Genomic DNA, 17,832 nt, shown 5'->3' on the forward strand with positions numbered 1-17,832 from the left:
CGGCTCATTCCTGTGATGCGGTGGCGCTCTGCAGAAACGTGATCAGATCGATCCGGTCCTGTGCTTGCGTGATCCGCTGCATCGGCATCTTTGACCCCGGAATGTAGTGGTCGGGGCCTTCGTCGAAAAGAGCATTAATGGTCTCTTCGTTCCAAATGATATCAGAGTCTTGCAGCGTGTCCGAGTAGAAATATCCGGGCAAGGTTCCAGCCCGCCGTCCGAAAATCTGGTGCAAGGTGGGGCCCGCACGCCGTTCACTATCCGGTCTCAGGCTGTGGCAGATGGAGCATTTGCGAGCGAATTGCCGCTCGCCATTGTCCATCTCGTCGGGGTCTTTCAGAAAACTCGGCTCAGCTGCTGCCATCTGTTCCTGATCGCGCAGGGACTGGACTGGCCAGCTGTACATCGCCTCATCAATGCCGCCTGCATGGATGTTCTGCCCGTCCGCAGAAAATGCCAGTGCCCAGACCGGACCGCGCAGCGTGGCGCGAAAATCCTGTGCGATGTGCCACTGTTCGGTGTCGATGACCATGATGTAGCCTTCACCATCGCCAACTGCCAACAGCTTGCGATCTGGGCTCAGCGCCATGGCGAGGATGGGACGTCGATCAAGGGTAAAGTCACGTTCTTCGCTGGTGCTCAGGTACAGAATGCGTGTTACGCCGTCAACCGCCCCATAAGCGATCCATCCGTCTTGAGTGTTCAGAACCAGCTCATTGATGCCAAAACCATGCTCGATCAGGCGATCTGTTTCCTGACCACTGGCGACATCCCAGATGCGGAGTGAACCATCTACACCGGCGGAATAAAGCGAAGTGCCATCCGGAGCAAAAGCGACGGCGTTCACCCCGCTGCCGGTTGGGCCAAGTATAGTCGGATTTGATCCATCCACCGGCCATATCCCGATGGTGCCATCCCAACTCGCAGTCGCAACATGTGTTTTCGACGCCGCGATACCGACGATCTTGCCTTTGTGCTGCCCGACCACTTCGCCTCCGGGCCAGCGGCGTAATGTGAAATCATCCCCGGCGGAATAGATTGCGGTTCCGTTGAAGGCGACCGAGTTCACTGCGGCCTCATGACCCTCCAGCCATTCCGGTGTCTGTCCGGTCCACAGACCGACCGAATTGTCGAAGCTGGCGGTTGCAATGCGCCCATCCGGGGCGGTGGCGATCCCCATGATCGGCCCGCCATGGCCTTTGAGCGTAAAGAACTCAGCCCAGGCGGGTAGGGGGATCAGGGCAACTGCAAGAACCAGCCAGCGCATCTATTCTGCGGGTGAGGCCGCCGCCTTGCTGGCCTCTTTTTCCTGCACCTCTTCCAGCCAAAGCGAGTGATGCTCGCGTGCCCACTGCTCTTCGACTTCACCGGTGCCCATGGCGTCGAAGGCACCTTCCATGCCGACCGAGCCAAGGTAGATATGGGCAATGATGATGGCGATGAATACATAGGCGACCATTACGTGCCAGACTTGTGCATATTGCATCTCTTCCTGCGGTGACATCTGAACGGGCAGGTTAAGGCCCAAGGCTTGCGGGATGCCGGTTGAGTTGGCCACTGCGAAGGTCTTCGCGAACATTGGCAGCTCAAACGGGAAGAGCAGCGACAGACCTGACAAGCTGATCGAGACGCCGAGCAGGATACAGGCCCAGAAGATCACTTTCTGGCCCGCGTTGAACTTCTTGGCGGGTGGGTGGCTGCCTTTGGTGAACAGGCCCCCTCCGGCGGCCAACCATTTCAGGTCGGTCCGGTTAGGAATGTTGTGGGCGATCCAGTTTAGGGTGACGATGATTAACCCCAGCATAAAGGCCCATGCGAGGTTATTGTGCAGCCATTTGCACCCCTGCGCGATGGTTGCAAAGCCTTCTTTGCCAAAGATCGGGATTAGGAAGTCGCGTCCATAAAGTGTTAGCAGACCAGAAATCGCCAGCACGATGAACGAACCAGCGAACAGCCAATGGCCGAACCGTTCGAAACTGTTGAAACGCAAGACGGTGCGGCCGGTCTTTTCTCCATCGATCCGAATTCTTCCACGGAGCAGGAAGAATAGCGCGATGATGGCGATCATGCCGAGTAGAATAAAGGTTCCATATTCGCGCAATGGCCCGGTCCGGAAATTCAGCCACCACATGCCGCCGTCCTGAATCAAAACACTGTCAGCCGGTCCATGAGAGGAAACGCTGACGTCAGCCGAGCCAAAGCGTAATGCCCGATAGACGTCGCTGTCCGAGGCCACGCCGCTTGCACCGAACTGACCTAGCAGTCCTTCAACATTGCCTTGCCCGGTGTTTTCCGAGCGATAGGCATTATCCACCTTTTCGCCACGCTGCCGGGCCAGAATGTCCTCAAGCGTGGTTGCGCCTCCGGTTGTGGTGCGCTCATTCTCGGTTGCAGGGGCCTCGGCCTCGTTGGTTTGCGCAACGGTGGTCTGAGCCAGCCCAATGGTGAACAGCAATGCGATGAGTAAGCGGAGCATCTGAACCTCGGTCATAATCCCAGATCAGGCGACCCACGGATGCGGGTCGCCTGTTTGGTTCATGGAGAGAACGGTCTTAGCCGTCCTTCTGGTCGTAGGCAGTGCCCCAACCCCATGCGCCTGAGCCAAACCCGCGCGCAACGACGCGCTCGCGGTAGATGGCCGAGACCACATCGCCGTCACCGGCAAGCAGGGCCTTGGTGGAACACATCTCGGCGCAGATGGGCAATTTGCCCTCGGCAATCCGGTTGCGACCATATTTGGCGAACTCTGCGGTCGAGTGCGTTTCTTCGGGACCGCCAGCGCAGAAGGTACATTTGTCCATCTTGCCGCGTGATCCGAAGTTGCCCGCCTGTGGATACTGCGGCGCGCCGAACGGGCACGCGTAGAAGCAATAGCCACAGCCAATGCACAGGTCCTTGGAGTGCAGGACGACCCCTTCTTCGTTCTGATAGAAGCAGTCGACCGGGCACACCGCCATGCAAGGCGCATCCGAACAATGCATACAGGCCACCGAGATCGAGCGTTCGCCCGGGTCACCGTCATTGATCGTCACCACCCTGCGGCGGTTTACGCCCCACGGCACCTCGTGCTCGTTTTTACACGCGGTGACGCAGGCATTGCACTCGATGCAGCGTTCGGCGTCGCAGAGAAACTTTGCTCTTGCTGCCATTTTCTCTTCTCCTCCTTACGCTGCCCAGATCTTGCACAGAGTCGCTTTGGTCTCTTGCATCTGGGTCACTGAATCATAGCCATAGGTCTGGGCGGTGTTGGTACTTTCACCCAGCACATAGGGATCGGCACCTGCAGGATATTTCGACCTGAGGTCCTCGCCCTGGAAATGGCCACCAAAGTGGAACGGCATGAAGGCCACACCGGCACCGACCCTGTTGGTCAGCATCGCCATCACCTTGACCTTGCCACCCTCAGGACCTTCGACCCAGACCTGTGATCCGTCTCGAATACCAAGGTTGTTGGCATCGCGCGGATTGATCTCGACGAACATGTCCTGCTGAAGTTCGGCCAGCCACGGGTTCGACCGCGTCTCATCCCCGCCACCTTCATATTCGACCAGACGACCAGACGTAAGGATTATCGGATAATCCTTTGAAAAGTCGTTCTTTTGGATCGAAGCATAAAGGGTCGGCAGGCGATAAGCCTGACGGTCGTCGTAGGTTGGATAGTCCTCCACCAGATCGCGCCGGTTTGTGTAAAGCGGCTCGCGGTGCAGTGGGATCGGATCCGGGAAGGTCCAGACAACCGCGCGGGCTTTGGCGTTCCCGAAGGGCGCACAGCCATGAGCGATCGCGACCCGCTGGATGCCGCCGCTAAGGTCGGTTTTCCAGTTGGTCTCTGGCCCCGCAACGGCGTCGATGGCCGCGCGTTCCTCAGCCGTCAGGTCACCGTCCCAACCAAGGTCCATCAGCATTTGCATCGTGAATTCGGGATAACCATCCTGAATTTCCGATCCAACGCTATAAACCCCTTCAGCCAGCAGATTGTCGCCGTCCCGTTCCACGCCAAAGCGCGCGCGGAAGGTCAGGCCACCTTCGGCCACCGGTTTGGACATGTCATAGAGGTTTGGTGTCCCCGTATGACCCATCTCTGCGGTTCCCCAGCAGGGCCAGGGCAGACCGTAATACTCACCGTCGTTAGGTCCGCCAATGGCTTGCAGCGTGGTTCTGTCGAACGTGTGCTGGTTGGCCATATGGCTTTTCAGACGTTCCGGCGACTGACCGGTATAGCCGATGGTCCAGAGGCCCGAGTTGAACTCACGCGTGATGCTTTCAACATTCGGGGTTTCCGGGTCTTCCATTTCGATGTTACGGAAGAACCGATCTGCCCAGCCAAATTTGTTGGCGAACTTGGCCATGATGACCTCATCCGGCAGGCTTTCGAACAGCGGATCAACCACCTTGTCGCGCCACTGCAATGACCGGTTCGATGCCGTGACCGAGCCACGGGTTTCGAACTGCGTACAGGCGGGCAAGAGATAGACGCCATCGGTGCGGTCATGCAGAACGGCAGAAACGGTGGGATACGGGTCAATCACGACCAGCATGTCCAGCTTCTCCATCGCCGTCTTCATTTCCGTCATCCGGGTCTGCGAGTTGGGCGCGTGGCCCCACAGAACCATTGCGCGGACGTTGTTGTCCTGATCCATGTTAGCCGGATCTTCCAGAACACCATCGATCCAGCGGGAGACCGGGATGCCGCGCTCATTCTGCAGCGGTTTATCCTTGCCTTCCTTGTCTTTGATCGTGGCGAACTGGCCTGCAAGCCACTCGGGCTCTTCCCCCCAAACGCGGGCCCAGTGACCCCATGCGCCTTTGGACAAGCCATAGTAGCCGGGCAGGGTGTGGGACAGAACACCAAGGTCTGTGGCGCCCTGCACGTTGTCATGGCCGCGGAAGATGTTGGTGCCACCACCCGTTGTGCCCATGTTGCCCAAGGCAAGCTGCAGAACGCAGTAGGCGCGGGTGTTGTTGTTCCCGTTGGTATGCTGGGTACCACCCATGCACCATACGACAGTGCCGGGACGGTTGTTGACCATGGTCCTGGCAACGCGGCGCAGCTGCGAGCCGGGAGTGCCGGTGACGCGCTCAACTTCTTCGGGGTTCCAGTTGGCAACCTCTTCGCGGATCTGGTCCATACCCCAGACACGGGTGCGGATGAACTCTTTGTCCTCCCAACCGTTGTCGAAGATGTGCCACAAGATACCCCAGATCAGAGCGACGTCCGTACCGGGGCGGAAGCGAACATATTCATCCGCATGGGCCGCGGTGCGCGTAAAGCGCGGGTCGCAGACGATCAGAGGGGCATTGTTCTGCTCTTTCGCACGCAAGATATGCAGCAGCGAGACGGGGTGCGCCTCGGCCGGGTTACCACCGATGATGAAGATGGCCCGGCTGTTGTGCATGTCGTTGTACGAGTTGGTCATGGCGCCGTAGCCCCATGTGTTCGCAACGCCCGCAACAGTGGTCGAGTGGCAGATACGGGCCTGATGGTCCACGTTGTTCGTGCCCCAGTAGGCGGCGAATTTACGGAACAGATAGGCCTGTTCGTTGTTATGTTTCGCAGACCCCAACCAGTACACGCTGTCCGGCCCGGATTCTTGGCGGATGTTCATCATGCCGTCGCCGATCTCGTCGATCGCCTGTTCCCAGCTGATGCGCTTCCACTCTCCACCTTCCTTTTTCATGGGATATTTCAGGCGGCGCTCGCCATGGGCGTGCTCGCGGACCGAGGCCCCCTTGGCGCAGTGTGCACCCAGGTTGAACGGGCTGTCCCATCCGGGTTCCTGCCCGACCCACACGCCGTTTTGAACTTCGGCAACAACTGTACAGCCGACCGAGCAGTGGGTGCATACGGATTTGATATTTTCGACGGCGGCGTTTGCCGCTGTCTGGGCGCTGGCGGGCGTCACGGTTCCACCCGTGGCGCTGATCGCGGCGAGGCCGCCGATCGTCAGGCCCGAGCCACGCAGGAATGCGCGGCGATCGACGGTTTTCTCGCCGACCTGGGACAGGATACTTGTCCGCTGGGGGCGTCTCGCAACCCCGTTGGTCTTTTTCCTAAGCATTTCTTTCCTCCCTTGCGCGCCGTGTAAGCCACGGCTGGCTTGGTACTGCTGATCCCGACGTCAGGGCCAATCGCAACCGTCTGTCAGGTGTGAAAACGTCCGGTCTTAGAACCGGGTGCTTTCGATGTATGCGCGCGTATGCGCGGTGTCCTGCATCCGGGTATCGTCCGTTGGCAGCTCGGCCGCTTCGGCTTTCCCGGTCAGGCTGGCAGCGGCGACAGCAGCGGGCGCTGCGGTTCCGGCCAGTTTCAGGAAGTCGCGGCGGGTTGCGCCTTCTTCCTTGGTCTTGCTCATGGGCTCCTCCTGTCCCAATTGCGGTTTGGTGCGCTGTGGCACCGGCGAATGGCGGGCTAGGCCGCCGTCATTCGGAAGGCTTCACGCTCAATCTCCATGAACACCCGGCCAGCCGTGCCAACCGAGGCATAAAGAACCGAGTTTTCGGCGCCTTCCAAATCCGAATAGAAATGTGCAGCCCATGGGCCGATATGTTTGTTCCAGAACGCCTTTTGATCTTCTAGCGTCGCGGGCGTGCCGAACCGACCAACGATCATGCCCGCCATCATCTCCATCAACGAGGCGATGTTGTCTTCGGGTTCATAAACATTCTGCGCCCGCGTGATGCCCTGCGCAGCTATGTCGTTGCGCAACTGTGCCAGAGGCTTCTCGTTCAGGAACCCAGTTAGATAGAAGCTGGCATAGGGCAGCAACTCTCCACGCCCCAACCCAATAAACAGCGCGTTGAACTCGCGTTCGGCAGCGGCGGGTTTGGTGACTTTGGCCACGCGTGCCATCGCCTGAATGGCTTGACCCAGATCTGAGTCATCACCGCTGAGCCCCACCATCTGGTCCAATAACAACTGATCAGGCGGGCCTGCTAGTAAAAGCCCCAGAAAGTTATAGAAATCCGCGCGCAGACGATCCTCGGCCGAGACATCAATGGTTTGCGCGTTGTCTGCGGTCATAGAGCTATCCCTCGAATTCAAATTTCATGCGGCGCGGAGCAGGGGCCAGGTCGGTTTCCTCTGGTTCTTCCACTTCGGCCATCAACACAGGTTCTGAAATAGGCTTGGCGGTGATCGCGGGTTCCTCGATGACCTCGAGCTCTTCGGTTTCGGTTTCGGTTTCCTCGGGCTCTGCCTCGGCGGCGAGTGCTTCGACATGCGCCAGCATACCTTTGCCAATCTGATAGGCGGTTTGGATGTTCTCAATCACGCAGGCGGCGTCGGTATAGTCTTCTCCGTAGTCGACCAGTCCGTCGACATTGGCCAGAACAGGGTTCAACCTCCATAACCGGCGCAGAGCGCGTCGGCGCAGACGATCCGGGACGGCTTTGGCCATGAAGCCCGAAACGTCATCTCCTGCTTGCAACGTGTCGGGATCGGGCAGGTCAAACTCGGCCAAAATCTCGGCATCGGTCTTCTCTTCCAGCTCGGCGTGTTGTGCCGCGACGATTTCGTTCTCCGTTGCCAAAGCCTCAGCCTCGGCTTCGGCCTGTACGGCGGCCTTGCGACGTGACCAGAAATCGCGGGTCTCAGTCATTGCAGAACCCGCCGTGGTGCACGGTAAACATCCGAGTCTTGCCGAATGCGCGCATCCCCTTTGCCGTCTTCGACCAGATCAATGCGTTTCTTGTCCCGGCGACGTTTTACAAACACCTCGTCCTGATGATGCTGCAATGTGAAATCGCGCACCCAAGCGATCAGGCCCTCTGTCATCGGAATTTTCTCGACAATCTCTTCGCCGGTATCAGCATAGTCTTGCCCCTCAAAAGGCGAGGCGGTCAGGAGCACGGCATTCAAAGGCGTCTCGCCCTCTAGTTCATTACGAAGCACTAGATAAAGAGACGGCTGCCCATCCGATAGGTTGACCATATAGGCCTCAGTCTCATCTGCCCAAAGCGTCAAGGGGAGGGTGGCCGCGTGGTATTCAACAGCCTCGCCTTCACGGCGCAACTCCTGCCAATCAGCGGGCCCGGCACCCGGTAATAGGGCGACAGCACGCCAACTCCATTTTGCCCAGCGAGTTACCCCAGGTGTTTTGCGCACGATGACGCCAACTGGCATTTCAGTCTGGCTTGCGGCCTTGGCCACTGGCTCCTCCCCGGAAGGCTCTCCCCTGCCTTCGCTGTGATGTACTATGGTACATAAATTGGCGTTCTGCCAAGTCCAGTTTTGGTAAATTGTGTCGTATTCACATCCTCTTTATTCGTAAAGTTTCAATCTGATAGATCGCGGAAGATGAAAAATAGTGCACATTCCTATCTTTTCGCACAACCTGCTCATTGCTTCCGCAGGGATTAGCCCTAAGGTGCTGAGGGAAACCCAGCAGCGCCAGGAGGGGATATGGCCAGCAAGCTCATATTGTGTGATTGCGAGGGAACTCAGTCTCTGAATGCAGAAGGTATCGCTGAACCTTGCGCGTTGGAATGTTCAAAGGTTCATACGGCGCTTTGCACGCGTGAGCTTGAGACTGCAGCGGAGCTGTTAAAAGGCGATGAACAAGTGGTCATTGCCTGCGGACAGGAAAGCGCTGTATTTCGCGAACTTGCTGAAGAGTTGGGTGTTGATGAGCCCGGCTTTGTCGATTTGCGCGACCGGGCCGGTTGGTCTGAACAAAGCGCAGACGCAACCCCTAAGATGGCGGCGCTTGCGGCCGAGGCGCTGTTGTCGCACCCTATAACGTCCAGCGTTGATGTCATCAGCGAAGGCACCTGCTGTATCATAGGGTCGGGGGAGGTTGCCTATCCACTGGCGGAACAGCTGTCTGGTGTCCTGGCCGTGACCGTGTTGGTGACGGATGACGCTGAGCCCCTCAGCCGATCATACGACGTTGCGAGGGCGAGGGTTCGCAAACTTGGCGGCGCACTGGGCGGGTTCACTTGGCATTTGGATCAGGTGCAGCAACTGCTACCCGGCGGGCGCGGAGAATTCAGTTGGAGCGCCCCGCGCGATGGCGCGACCTCACGATGCGATATAGTTGTTGATTTAACCGGTGCGTCGCCGCTGGTTGCGGCTCCGGACAAACGCGAAGGATATCTGCGCGCCGATCCTCGTGATCCTGTGGCTGTTGCACGTATCGCATTCGATGTGGTGCAACTGGTCGGTACCTTTGAGAAACCGCTATATGTCAGGTTGGATGAATCGCTTTGCGCCCATTCCCGGGCCGAGCAAACGGGGTGCTCAAACTGTCTGGACAACTGTCCTACCGGAGCAATTACACCTGCGGGCGATCACGTGGCGATCGATCCGATGATCTGTGCCGGATGCGGGGCATGCGCGGCCCTTTGCCCTTCGACGGCTATTACATATGAAGATCCGCCCGTATCCGCTGTGCTTTCTAGGATGCACATTCTGGCCCGAACCTTCCGGCGCGCGGGCGGCTTGGCACCGCGCTTGCTCGTACATGATGGCCATGGCGCGCAGATGATACGGATGGCGGCCCGCTACGGCCGGGGCCTGCCTGCCGATGTCATTCCGCTGGAGCTTAATGTAGTTTCGGGCTTTGGTCATGCCGAAATGCTGGCCGGGCTGGCGCATGGCTTTGCCCGTGTCGACGTCTTGCTGGGCCACAAGACCGAACGCGAAGCACTGGATCGGGAACTTACACTGGCGCAGGCCATTTCGGGGCAGGACGTGCTGAGCTTGATCGACGTAGCAGACCCGGACGCACTGGCTGATCTGCTTTATGCGCAAGAGGTTTCGCAACCTGTTTCAGAACCGGTTCTGCCGCTGGGCAACCGCCGTCAGGTCACTCGCTTGGCGGCGCAGGCCCTGAACCCCGAGGCCGAGGAACCGTTGGCCTTACCCGAAGGCGCGCCCTATGGTGCGGTCGCGGTGAACACCGACACCTGTACATTGTGCCTGAGTTGCGTATCTCTCTGCCCGTCAGGCGCTTTGATCGACAACCCGGACAAGCCGCAGCTCAACTTTCAACAGGATGCCTGTTTGCAATGCGGGATCTGCCGCACGATCTGCCCCGAACAGGCGATCACGTTGGTGCCTCAGCTTGATCTGAGCGACAAAGCCCTTTCGCAGCAGGTGCTGAATGAAGAGGAACCCTTCGAGTGCGTCGAATGCGGCGCGGCCTTTGGTGTCAAATCAACGGTTGAGCGGATCATGGAGAAGCTGTCGGGCACGCATCCTATGTTCGCGACTTCGGATCAGGCACGGATGATCCAGATGTGTGACAATTGCCGGGTGAATGCCCAGTTTCACAGCACCGACAATCCGTTCCAGTCGGCCCCAAGGCCACGGGTTGTCACGACCGACGACTATCTTTCAAAACGCAAGGATCACTGAAGTTGCAGCGGAGCGCCAAGATCGGCGGCGCGGAGGGCGGCGACGAAAGCCAGAATCGCTTCGAGGTCATCCAGACTTATCTCGACCGGATGGATGGGCGAGGGGCGCTCGGGCGGGAAGGGTTCGGTCAGGCCTTCGATCTGAGTGAAGGCAGGATGCGGATTCAGGGCAAAGAAGGCCTGAAACCGCTCGGACCAATCCGGCATCGCGCGCAGCACCGCAAAGGAAGGGGTGGACCCCAATCCGTTCATACGGTTTTGCGGGCCAATCACATGACAGCGGCCACAGTGTGTCATCGACAGGTCTTCACCCAGCAGCGCATTGCCGTCGATCTCAGTATCCTCGGTGACCACAGCAATTTCGAAACTTGCGCTAAAGTGCGTGCCTTCAGCGGGGGCGAAACCTTCGACGGTGCGCTTGCCGATATCGGATTGAAGCCAGTCGCGGAACCGGGCCTGTTTGGCATTGTCTTCGATGCGCAGGTGGTAAATCACATCGCCGCGCGCAAAGACCGGATCACCGGGCGGGGACGTCGCCAGGGACATGACACCACTTTCATCCGCAACAACGCGTATCCCGGTCTTGAGTGAGAAGCGCGGAAGAATATGTTGCAAAAGACCCGAGTTTGTAACCTCATCCGGGGCGGCAAGACCCAAAGCCTCTTGCGCCCAAGAGGGGGTGGCGGTGAGCGTCAGGCTCAGGCACAACAGAACAAAGCGCATGGGCAAACCTAACGGGGGCAAGCCGCATGCGTCAAATGAACAGAAAGAGACGGAGACACATGCAATGAGCGGCGACTATAACCTGTCGATACGCAAGACCCTGATCGCAGGGTGGATCAAGGGGAAGACGGCATGAGCATCCGTGATGCGGTTCTGGCGAACCTGAAAAAGATCACTGACCCGGTTTCGGGGCAGGATATTGTCAGCGCGGGCATCGTGCGCGCGCTGAATGTCGAAGGTGATACCGTACGGTTTGTGCTGGAGATTGATCCGAAGCAGGCCGAAAAAATGGAGCCTGTCCGTGCGACCGCCGAAAAGGCGGCTCAGATGGTGGACGGAGTCGCCAATGTTTCGGCCATGATGACGGCACATTCGGAAAAGGCGCCACCGGATTTGAAGCCAAAGCCGAAGCCCTCGCAAACAGGCCCTCAGGCCGTGCCGGGCGTGGACCGGATTATTGCTGTGGCTTCGGGCAAAGGGGGTGTTGGCAAGTCGACGGTTTCTGCGAATCTCGCCTGCGCTTTGGCCGCTGAAGGTAGGCGCGTGGGTCTGCTGGATGCGGATGTCTATGGACCCTCGCAACCCCGCATGTTGGGTGTTTCCGGTCGTCCGGCCAGCCCGGATGGCAAGACAATCTTGCCGCTTCGAAATCATGGCGTGACCATGATGTCGATGGGGCTGATGACCAACGAAGGGCAAGCAGTCGTTTGGCGTGGCCCGATGCTGATGGGGGCTTTGCAGCAGATGATGAGTCAGGTGCAATGGGGTGCGCTGGATGTGCTGATCGTCGACCTGCCGCCCGGCACTGGTGATGTGCAACTGACGCTGAGCCAGAAGTTTCAGGTGGATGGCGCAATAGTCGTCTCGACTCCGCAAGATGTGGCTTTGATCGATGCCCGCAAAGGGATCGACATGTTCAATCAACTCAAGACACCTATCGTCGGGATGATCGAGAATATGTCGACGCATATCTGTTCGAACTGCGGGCACGAAGAGCATATCTTTGGACATGGCGGAGTGGCCTCCGAGGCTGAGGGGCTGGGCGTTCCGCTGTTGGGGGAAATCCCGTTGCATCTGGACATCAGGCTAGCGGCGGACGGTGGCGCACCGATCGTGGTCAGCAAACCCGACAGCCCGCAGGCCGAAGCCTTCCGCAAGATTGCCCGCGACATGATTGCCAAAGGGAACGCATGACCCAGCCCGTCTTTCCCCCTTTGCTTAGCGGACATCCTGCCAAAGCCGGAGAGGACCCGTTCGAGCGGGCTCAGTCGATGGCGGCGCTGGGCTGTGACGGGGGGACGGTGGTCTACAACATTCAGGCTGACCGCCTGCGTGTGGCGATTGTGTTTGCGCCCGAGGTTCCTTTGCAGGACGCGATGGCTATGCTTCCGCTTTGCGCCGTTGGGCTACAGAATGCGCTGGGCGCGCTGGCCCCCCCGGAGGTTGCGGTACATCTGGGATGGGATGGGCTGATCTGTGTGAATGGGGCCAAATGCGGGATGTTCAAGGTTGCGGCTTCGTCTGCTGATGCTGGTGAAGTTCCCGATTGGCTTGTAATCGGTTGGGAGCTTGCTTTGATGCAGACCGGCGACGCGCCCGGCGAAACGCCGGATGTCACCGCTTTGTATGACGAAGGCTGCGCAGAGGTATCTGCGACACAGCTGGTCGAAAGCTGGTCGCGTCACACGCTGACCTGGCTGAACCGCTGGCAGGATGAAGGCAACGCACCAATCCATGCCGAGTGGATGGGGTTGTTGCGCGGTGTCGGAGAACCCATCGGGGAAACCGGGGTCTTTCTTGGCACTGATGAGCGGTTCGGCATGCTGATCCGTGACGGTGCTGACACCCACCTGCGCCCACTGACGAAATTGTTGGAGACCGCCTGATGAAACTCGCCCGTGCTATCCACTTTGATGAAAGTGACATGAACGTGTTTCATTCGCCCGCGAGAACAGGCGAATGGTGCATCTCGGGCGGGTTCGAATTCTCGAACTGGGGGCAGGCGGATCTGGAAGGCAAGGCGCGGCAAGCCTTCTCCAATGGCTGGTTGGGCCTTGAGACATTTGGGCGCGTGACCTTCGTTGCGGTCACGCAGGTTGAGCAGGCAGAGATTGACAAGATCGCCCAGAACTTGGCCGAACATTTCGTACAATTCTACGGTGCGCCTTCAGCTGATGCAGCGATGGATGTTGCACAAACCGAAATATCGCATATGGCCGAAATGTGCGAGGATCACCCGCCGAACACTCTGCTAACCGTCGCCCGAGAACTGACGGAGGCAGGCGTGCATGAGGCGTTTCGTGTGATTACCCCGCAGGAAACGCAGCTTGAAGCGCTGGCTGTCCACGGTTCACTGGACGATTAGATAAAATCCGCGAAACCGCCAAACTGACCGCGTTTGAATATCAGCCCCTGGCCAGGGCGGTGCATGACCTTTTCGACATGGCCCACAAGGATCAGGTGATCCCCAGCCTCGTGTCGGGCTGAGAGGCGGCAGTCGAAACGGGCTAGACATTCGGCCAAACGAGGCCGACCAGCTTCATCTTCCTGCCACTCTGCATGAGAAAAATCAGACCCGTTGCGCGCGAACTGCAATGCCTGATCATGCTGATCTTGGGCCATCACGTGGATCGCATAATGCTCGCAAGTGCTGAATGCATCATATCGGTTCGAGTTCCGGTCAAGGCACCACAAAACCAATGGCGGGTCCAGCGACACGGATGCAAACGAGTTTACGGTAATCGCGGCCGGGCCATCGGAAGTGTTGGTGGTGACAACGGTGACGCCGGTTCCGAAACACCCCAAAGCCTCGCGAAACGCAAGGCTCTGTTCGGGGCCGGGAATGAATGTCTTTTCCGTCATCGCACGCTCGTTCAATGGGCCAGTCTGAGGTGCCATGTGACGTAGGGATTGTCCATGAAAAGCTGATGTGATTTCGGGATTTTCCGATCAGTTAAGGTCTTCCAGCAACCGACCGTGTTTGCGCGTTTCTGCGATGACGTCGCCAAAGGTCACCATGCCGCGCGCGTTCAGCATTGGCAGCATCAGAACCAGCACTTCTGCCGTGGCGACCGCATCGCCTAATGCCGTGTGACGCAAGGCTTCGCGGATTGTGATACCCAACCGTTCGCATACCGCATCCAGCGTGTGCGTTTCGCTTGCCCCGAACAGCACCGCTGACAGCAGGACAGTGTCCAGAATGGGGTGAGTCCACTCTACCTCCATACGCTTTGCGTGGCGGTGTAGAAATGCCATGTCGAATGGCGCGTTATGCGCAACAATAACTGCATCGCGGGCGAATTGGTGAAAGCTGCGGCCAGCTTCGGCAATATCCGGTGCACCCTGAACCATCCTGTCACTGACCTTGTGCACCTTGGTCGAGGCTGGCGGGATCGGGATGCCAGGATTAACCAACGTGTCCAACCGCTCGCCCTCGACAATTTTGCCCTTCACGACGCGCACCGCGCCGATCTGAACGATTTCGTCCTTGTGGGGTAGAAGCCCCGTGGTTTCGGTGTCAAACACCACAAAGCACAGATCCAGTAACGACCTTTCTTCAAACGCGTCGTCGCCGGGTGTTTCAAGAAGCTCGAAATCATAGACCAGTGGGCGCGCTTCGTCCGGTTCGATCTGTGCTGCGCTGTCGTCGAAAACCAGCATATACCCGGGCGCATCGCCCAATGGTTTCATTCGCGCTGAATAGGTTTGCCGCCCGTCAACACTGGTCAATGTGCAATGCACATCCTTTCCGGTCTTGATCAGCTTGGCATAGGCATCCGTCAGGCCGGTGGCTTCGAGGTAGTCAAACAGCGAGGCGTTCAGCCGAGGATGCGCGATTTGCGCAAGAACCTCGGCTGCCTGCGCGTCATACAGAACAATCTGATGCTTGGGTCCCGCCAGCAGCATGGCAACCGGGATTTCGGTCAGCAGCGCGGTGAGGCGTTGTTTTTCCGATGCCAGATGAGCGGTCTCAGCCGCCACGGCCTCTGCCGTGTTCATGGCATTCGCGGCCAGTTGTTCGGCAAGCCCGGCAGCGGCAGGGGCGAGATCACCTAAATAGCGTGCGGCCTGAAGGTCCAGATCGGTGCTGACACCGGCATGAGCACGTGCGCGCAGTTGGGCCGAAAGCCGTTCGATCGGTTTAGCAACATTGTCATCAAACAGAAGCCAAACTCCGGCAACCAGCGCCAGCATCCCAAACGCAATTAGAATCTCTGCAAAGATGAACGCATCCATGAGGTCGGGATCACGTGCCCTCTGATAGCCGACCCACAAAGCTAATGCGCTGATAACCAGCCCTCCCACTGCAAGCAGAAGGAAGAACAGAAAGACCCTCAGGCGCAGGCTTAGATGGTTCAGCATTCTCAGACCCCGCAGGTTGCCGCAATCACCGGATCATCGGCGCCAATCTTGATCCAACTGGCATTCAGGAGGCGCCCATCATCAGCGAACTCGGCCCCGTCAGCCAGATTGGCCCGGCTGTTATCGGCACAATTGACCGCAACGGGCATCTTCGACACTGGTGCCCAGCGACCGAAGAAATACAGATCGACCAAACGTTCGTCGGGCACGCTGTCATTTGTACGGACCGAGGCAGAATCGATTGCGGCAAAGCGGTCTACAAACGGTACCGCGTAGGTCCAGGGGCGATAAAAGGCACGGCTCTCGACCTCTTGCACCACAGTCAAACTGTCGGGCAGTTGGTCACGTGTGCGATCGTACCAGGAGTATTCACTGGTGATCGTCATCGCGATCATGCCGATACCTGCTGCAACCGGCGCGGCCCATTTGGGTAGGCGTCCCCCGGTCAGCTTGTTCACAACCATCACGACACCCGCAAACGCAAAGCCCGCAAAAATCGTGCCGATCAGTTCCAGAAACATATGGTTTCTCCGTTCATTTCCAGTTTTCTAACCCAGCATTCCCTTGCCGTGTCCAACCGCCGATTGCATCGTTTTTACCACCACAAATGCATTGCGGAGATGACTTCGCTCAAAGTCGGACAAATCAGCCGGAGGGAGGTAGTTGTCGGGCACTTCACCGGCCTTGACCAGACGTGCCTGATGTTCAAGCCGGGTCTCAGCGATGAGATCATAGGCGTCCAAGAGATCGCGTGCTCCAGTAGCGCTTAGGACACCAGCCGCCTCAGCGGCGCTGAGCCGCGCACGCGTGTTCGCCTCGGTCAATTGCCCTTGCAGGCTGTAGATGCGCGCCAGATCCACGACCGGCACCACACCGTTATGCTTGAGGTCCAGCGTGTTGCGATGTTCGCCCGAGCGGATCGTCGCAAAGCCGCGCAACAGACCCAGTGGAGGGGTGTGTTTCAGCGAGTTCGAGATCATATGCGCCACAAAGATCGAGTTCGCATTGGCCGCCGCCAAGGTGTCTGCTTGCAGATCGGTAAATAGGTCGAAAGACCCGCCAATAGGGCGCAGGTCGAACATGACCGAGGCCAGCATCTGTGCCTCGGGATTGGGTTTGGCAATCCAGCCATCAAAATACTCGCGCCAGACACGCACGGGCTGACACCAGCGCGGGTTGGTCGCCATCATATCCCCGGGACAATAGAAATAACCGCAGGTATCCAGCCCGTCCGATACGAATTTGGCCAGCGCAGCGAAGTAGGCCATATCGCCATCCGCCACACTGTCATCAAGCATCAAGCAATTGTCCTGATCCGAAACTCCGGTCTGCTCCTGCCGTCCTTGCGAGCCGCAGGCCAGCCACAAGTAGGGCACTGGCGGCGCACCCAGTTCAGCCTCAGCCAGTGCCAGCAAGCGCCGCGTCGCAGTGTCTGCGATGTCGGTGATCAGTCGTGTCACGATTTCGTGCCGGTTGCCGCCCGCGACGAGCTGGACCAGTAGTTGGGGGATTTCGGCAGTGACCGTGGCCATCTCGTCAGCAGTGTTGGCGCGCGCGATCCGGCCCACCAACTCGGCAGAATTGACCGCCTGATAACGGGTGAGGTCGGTTTGAGTGACGATGCCAACCAACCGTCCGGCCTCGGAAATCGGGATATGCCCGATACCACGCTCCATCATCACATGCAGCACGTCCGAGCCGATATCGGTGGGCGCCAGCGTGATCGGGTTGGTGGTCATGATGGCCGAAATCATTGTGTCAGCAGGCATCGCCTCGGCAACGAATTTGCCCGAGATGTCGCGCAATGTTGCTATGCCAAGCAACTCGTCGCCATCAGTAACACAAAGCGATGAAATATGGCGGTCGCGCATGATTTGAGCAGCGCTTTGAATCGAGGTGTCGGGCGGGCAGGTGGCCGGGTCGCGCGCCATAAGAATGTCAATTGCACTGGTGGCCAGGCTTTGTGGCCCGCTGCGTCCACCGCGTGTGCGGTTGAAGAATTTGGACACCACGTCGTGCCCGTCGATCAGGTTTTTCACCAAATCTGGTGGCAGCACGATCAGCACCGACGGTGAATGCGCGCGCGCATGGGTTGCGGCCTTGCCATCCTTCAGCAATCCCCGCTCACCAAACGAATTGCGCAATCCCAGATGTGAGACGACAGCGCCGTTCTCATCGGTAATTTCAACCTGTCCTTCGTAGATCACAAAGACGCCGGGCAGGGCATTTCCTAGCTGGTAAATGCTGCCATTTGCGTCGACTTCGCGCACCTCAATCTGCTTGGCTAGATCGTCCAGAGCATCTTGGGGCAGGGCGTCATAGGGGTGGACGGATTTCAGAAACCGGGTGATTTCGTCGTGGGACAGGGGCATTTACGCTCTCCGGGGTTCT

At 58.5% G+C, this 17,832-nt stretch carries 17 protein-coding genes; 4 read left to right on the forward strand and 13 right to left on the reverse strand.

Features of this window, described 5'->3' with window-relative positions; genetic code table 11:
- Positions 1–4: 4 nt before the first annotated feature.
- The 8 genes from ACR0B3_RS01425 to ACR0B3_RS01460 form a co-directional block, all read right to left on the reverse strand.
- Entirely contained in the window at positions 5–1,267 is a 1,263-nt protein-coding gene (locus ACR0B3_RS01425) for a c-type cytochrome (protein ID WP_480807541.1), read from the reverse strand.
- Positions 1,268–2,476: a formate dehydrogenase subunit gamma gene (locus tag ACR0B3_RS01430; protein ID WP_480807542.1), complete on the reverse strand. Its 1,209-nt coding sequence runs from the start codon at positions 2,474–2,476 to the stop codon at positions 1,268–1,270.
- 76 nt (positions 2,477–2,552) lie between these two features.
- Entirely contained in the window at positions 2,553–3,149 is a 597-nt protein-coding gene (fdh3B, locus tag ACR0B3_RS01435) for a formate dehydrogenase FDH3 subunit beta (RefSeq protein WP_039530246.1), read from the reverse strand.
- A 15-nt stretch (positions 3,150–3,164) separates the two neighbouring features.
- Positions 3,165–6,059 (reverse strand): formate dehydrogenase subunit alpha, encoded by a 2,895-nt coding sequence (locus ACR0B3_RS01440; protein WP_480807543.1) that lies wholly within the window; start codon positions 6,057–6,059, stop codon positions 3,165–3,167.
- Between the two features lie 105 nt (positions 6,060–6,164).
- Positions 6,165–6,353 carry a ubiquinol-cytochrome c reductase iron-sulfur subunit N-terminal domain-containing protein gene (locus tag ACR0B3_RS01445; protein WP_170652826.1) on the reverse strand — a complete coding sequence of 63 codons (189 nt, stop codon included), beginning with the start codon at positions 6,351–6,353 and terminating at the stop codon, positions 6,165–6,167.
- Positions 6,354–6,409: 56 nt separating this feature from the next.
- Positions 6,410–7,021, reverse strand: a complete 612-nt coding sequence (locus ACR0B3_RS01450) for a TorD/DmsD family molecular chaperone (RefSeq protein WP_480807544.1) — start codon at positions 7,019–7,021, stop codon at positions 6,410–6,412.
- A 4-nt stretch (positions 7,022–7,025) separates the two neighbouring features.
- A complete protein-coding gene (locus tag ACR0B3_RS01455; RefSeq protein WP_480807545.1) occupies positions 7,026–7,598 on the reverse strand; it encodes a DUF3306 domain-containing protein in 573 nt (190 codons plus the stop codon).
- Positions 7,595–8,149 (reverse strand): DUF3305 domain-containing protein, encoded by a 555-nt coding sequence (locus ACR0B3_RS01460; protein ID WP_480807546.1) that lies wholly within the window; start codon positions 8,147–8,149, stop codon positions 7,595–7,597. Before ACR0B3_RS01460 ends, ACR0B3_RS01455 begins: the two co-directional genes overlap by 4 nt.
- A gap of 252 nt (positions 8,150–8,401) precedes the next feature.
- Between ACR0B3_RS01460 and ACR0B3_RS01465 the strand changes: the two genes are divergently transcribed.
- Positions 8,402–10,357: a 4Fe-4S binding protein gene (locus tag ACR0B3_RS01465; protein WP_480807547.1), complete on the forward strand. Its 1,956-nt coding sequence runs from the start codon at positions 8,402–8,404 to the stop codon at positions 10,355–10,357.
- Here the strand turns inward: ACR0B3_RS01465 and ACR0B3_RS01470 are convergent.
- Positions 10,351–11,079, reverse strand: coding sequence for a hypothetical protein (locus tag ACR0B3_RS01470; protein WP_480807548.1), 729 nt, complete (start codon positions 11,077–11,079; stop codon positions 10,351–10,353). The two genes, ACR0B3_RS01465 and ACR0B3_RS01470, sit on opposite strands and share 7 nt — an antisense overlap.
- 132 nt (positions 11,080–11,211) lie before the next feature.
- Between ACR0B3_RS01470 and ACR0B3_RS01475 the strand changes: the two genes are divergently transcribed.
- The 3 genes from ACR0B3_RS01475 to ACR0B3_RS01485 are packed head-to-tail and all read left to right on the forward strand — an operon-like array spanning position 11,212 to position 13,444.
- On the forward strand, positions 11,212–12,273 hold the full coding sequence (locus ACR0B3_RS01475) for an Mrp/NBP35 family ATP-binding protein (protein WP_480807549.1): 1,062 nt from the start codon (positions 11,212–11,214) through the stop codon (positions 12,271–12,273).
- Positions 12,270–12,965: a biotin/lipoate--protein ligase family protein gene (locus ACR0B3_RS01480; protein ID WP_480807550.1), complete on the forward strand. Its 696-nt coding sequence runs from the start codon at positions 12,270–12,272 to the stop codon at positions 12,963–12,965. Before ACR0B3_RS01475 ends, ACR0B3_RS01480 begins: the two co-directional genes overlap by 4 nt.
- The gene (locus ACR0B3_RS01485) at positions 12,965–13,444 is read left to right on the forward strand and encodes a DUF6505 family protein (protein ID WP_480807551.1); all 480 of its coding nucleotides are present in this window, start codon (positions 12,965–12,967) and stop codon (positions 13,442–13,444) included. The genes ACR0B3_RS01480 and ACR0B3_RS01485 overlap by 1 nt, the downstream gene beginning before the upstream one ends.
- Here the strand turns inward: ACR0B3_RS01485 and ACR0B3_RS01490 are convergent.
- The 4 genes from ACR0B3_RS01490 to ACR0B3_RS01505 all read right to left on the reverse strand — a co-directional run bounded on the left by ACR0B3_RS01490 (position 13,441) and on the right by ACR0B3_RS01505 (position 17,813).
- Positions 13,441–13,941, reverse strand: coding sequence for a flavin reductase family protein (locus ACR0B3_RS01490; protein ID WP_480807552.1), 501 nt, complete (start codon positions 13,939–13,941; stop codon positions 13,441–13,443). The two genes, ACR0B3_RS01485 and ACR0B3_RS01490, sit on opposite strands and share 4 nt — an antisense overlap.
- A gap of 87 nt (positions 13,942–14,028) precedes the next feature.
- Positions 14,029–15,441 carry a 3'-5' exonuclease gene (locus ACR0B3_RS01495; protein WP_480807553.1) on the reverse strand — a complete coding sequence of 471 codons (1,413 nt, stop codon included), beginning with the start codon at positions 15,439–15,441 and terminating at the stop codon, positions 14,029–14,031.
- Positions 15,442–15,443: 2 nt separating this feature from the next.
- Positions 15,444–15,962, reverse strand: a complete 519-nt coding sequence (locus ACR0B3_RS01500; RefSeq protein ID WP_480807554.1) for a hypothetical protein — start codon at positions 15,960–15,962, stop codon at positions 15,444–15,446.
- Between the two features lie 27 nt (positions 15,963–15,989).
- Entirely contained in the window at positions 15,990–17,813 is a 1,824-nt protein-coding gene (locus ACR0B3_RS01505; RefSeq protein ID WP_480807555.1) for a DUF294 nucleotidyltransferase-like domain-containing protein, read from the reverse strand.
- Between the last annotated feature and the right edge of the window lie 19 nt (positions 17,814–17,832).

The sequence above is a fragment of the Ruegeria sp. CE9 genome (assembly GCF_056537425.1).

Bases quoted from the DNA above. Each gene is read 5' to 3' on its own strand.
- fdh3B (WP_039530246.1), bottom strand. From the start codon at position 3,149: ATGGCAGCAAGAGCAAAGTTTCTCTGCGACGCCGAACGCTGCATCGAG.
- ACR0B3_RS01495 (WP_480807553.1), bottom strand. From the start codon at position 15,441: ATGCTGAACCATCTAAGCCTGCGCCTGAGGGTCTTTCTGTTCTTCCTT.
- ACR0B3_RS01440 (WP_480807543.1), bottom strand. From the start codon at position 6,059: ATGCTTAGGAAAAAGACCAACGGGGTTGCGAGACGCCCCCAGCGGACA.
- ACR0B3_RS01445 (WP_170652826.1), bottom strand. From the start codon at position 6,353: ATGAGCAAGACCAAGGAAGAAGGCGCAACCCGCCGCGACTTCCTGAAA.
- ACR0B3_RS01505 (WP_480807555.1), bottom strand. From the start codon at position 17,813: ATGCCCCTGTCCCACGACGAAATCACCCGGTTTCTGAAATCCGTCCAC.
- ACR0B3_RS01490 (WP_480807552.1), bottom strand. From the start codon at position 13,941: ATGACGGAAAAGACATTCATTCCCGGCCCCGAACAGAGCCTTGCGTTT.
- ACR0B3_RS01500 (WP_480807554.1), bottom strand. From the start codon at position 15,962: ATGTTTCTGGAACTGATCGGCACGATTTTTGCGGGCTTTGCGTTTGCG.
- ACR0B3_RS01425 (WP_480807541.1), bottom strand. From the start codon at position 1,267: ATGCGCTGGCTGGTTCTTGCAGTTGCCCTGATCCCCCTACCCGCCTGG.
- ACR0B3_RS01475 (WP_480807549.1), top strand. From the start codon at position 11,212: ATGAGCATCCGTGATGCGGTTCTGGCGAACCTGAAAAAGATCACTGAC.
- ACR0B3_RS01450 (WP_480807544.1), bottom strand. From the start codon at position 7,021: ATGACCGCAGACAACGCGCAAACCATTGATGTCTCGGCCGAGGATCGT.
- ACR0B3_RS01480 (WP_480807550.1), top strand. From the start codon at position 12,270: ATGACCCAGCCCGTCTTTCCCCCTTTGCTTAGCGGACATCCTGCCAAA.
- ACR0B3_RS01455 (WP_480807545.1), bottom strand. From the start codon at position 7,598: ATGACTGAGACCCGCGATTTCTGGTCACGTCGCAAGGCCGCCGTACAG.
- ACR0B3_RS01430 (WP_480807542.1), bottom strand. From the start codon at position 2,476: ATGCTCCGCTTACTCATCGCATTGCTGTTCACCATTGGGCTGGCTCAG.
- ACR0B3_RS01465 (WP_480807547.1), top strand. From the start codon at position 8,402: ATGGCCAGCAAGCTCATATTGTGTGATTGCGAGGGAACTCAGTCTCTG.
- ACR0B3_RS01470 (WP_480807548.1), bottom strand. From the start codon at position 11,079: ATGCGCTTTGTTCTGTTGTGCCTGAGCCTGACGCTCACCGCCACCCCC.
- ACR0B3_RS01485 (WP_480807551.1), top strand. From the start codon at position 12,965: ATGAAACTCGCCCGTGCTATCCACTTTGATGAAAGTGACATGAACGTG.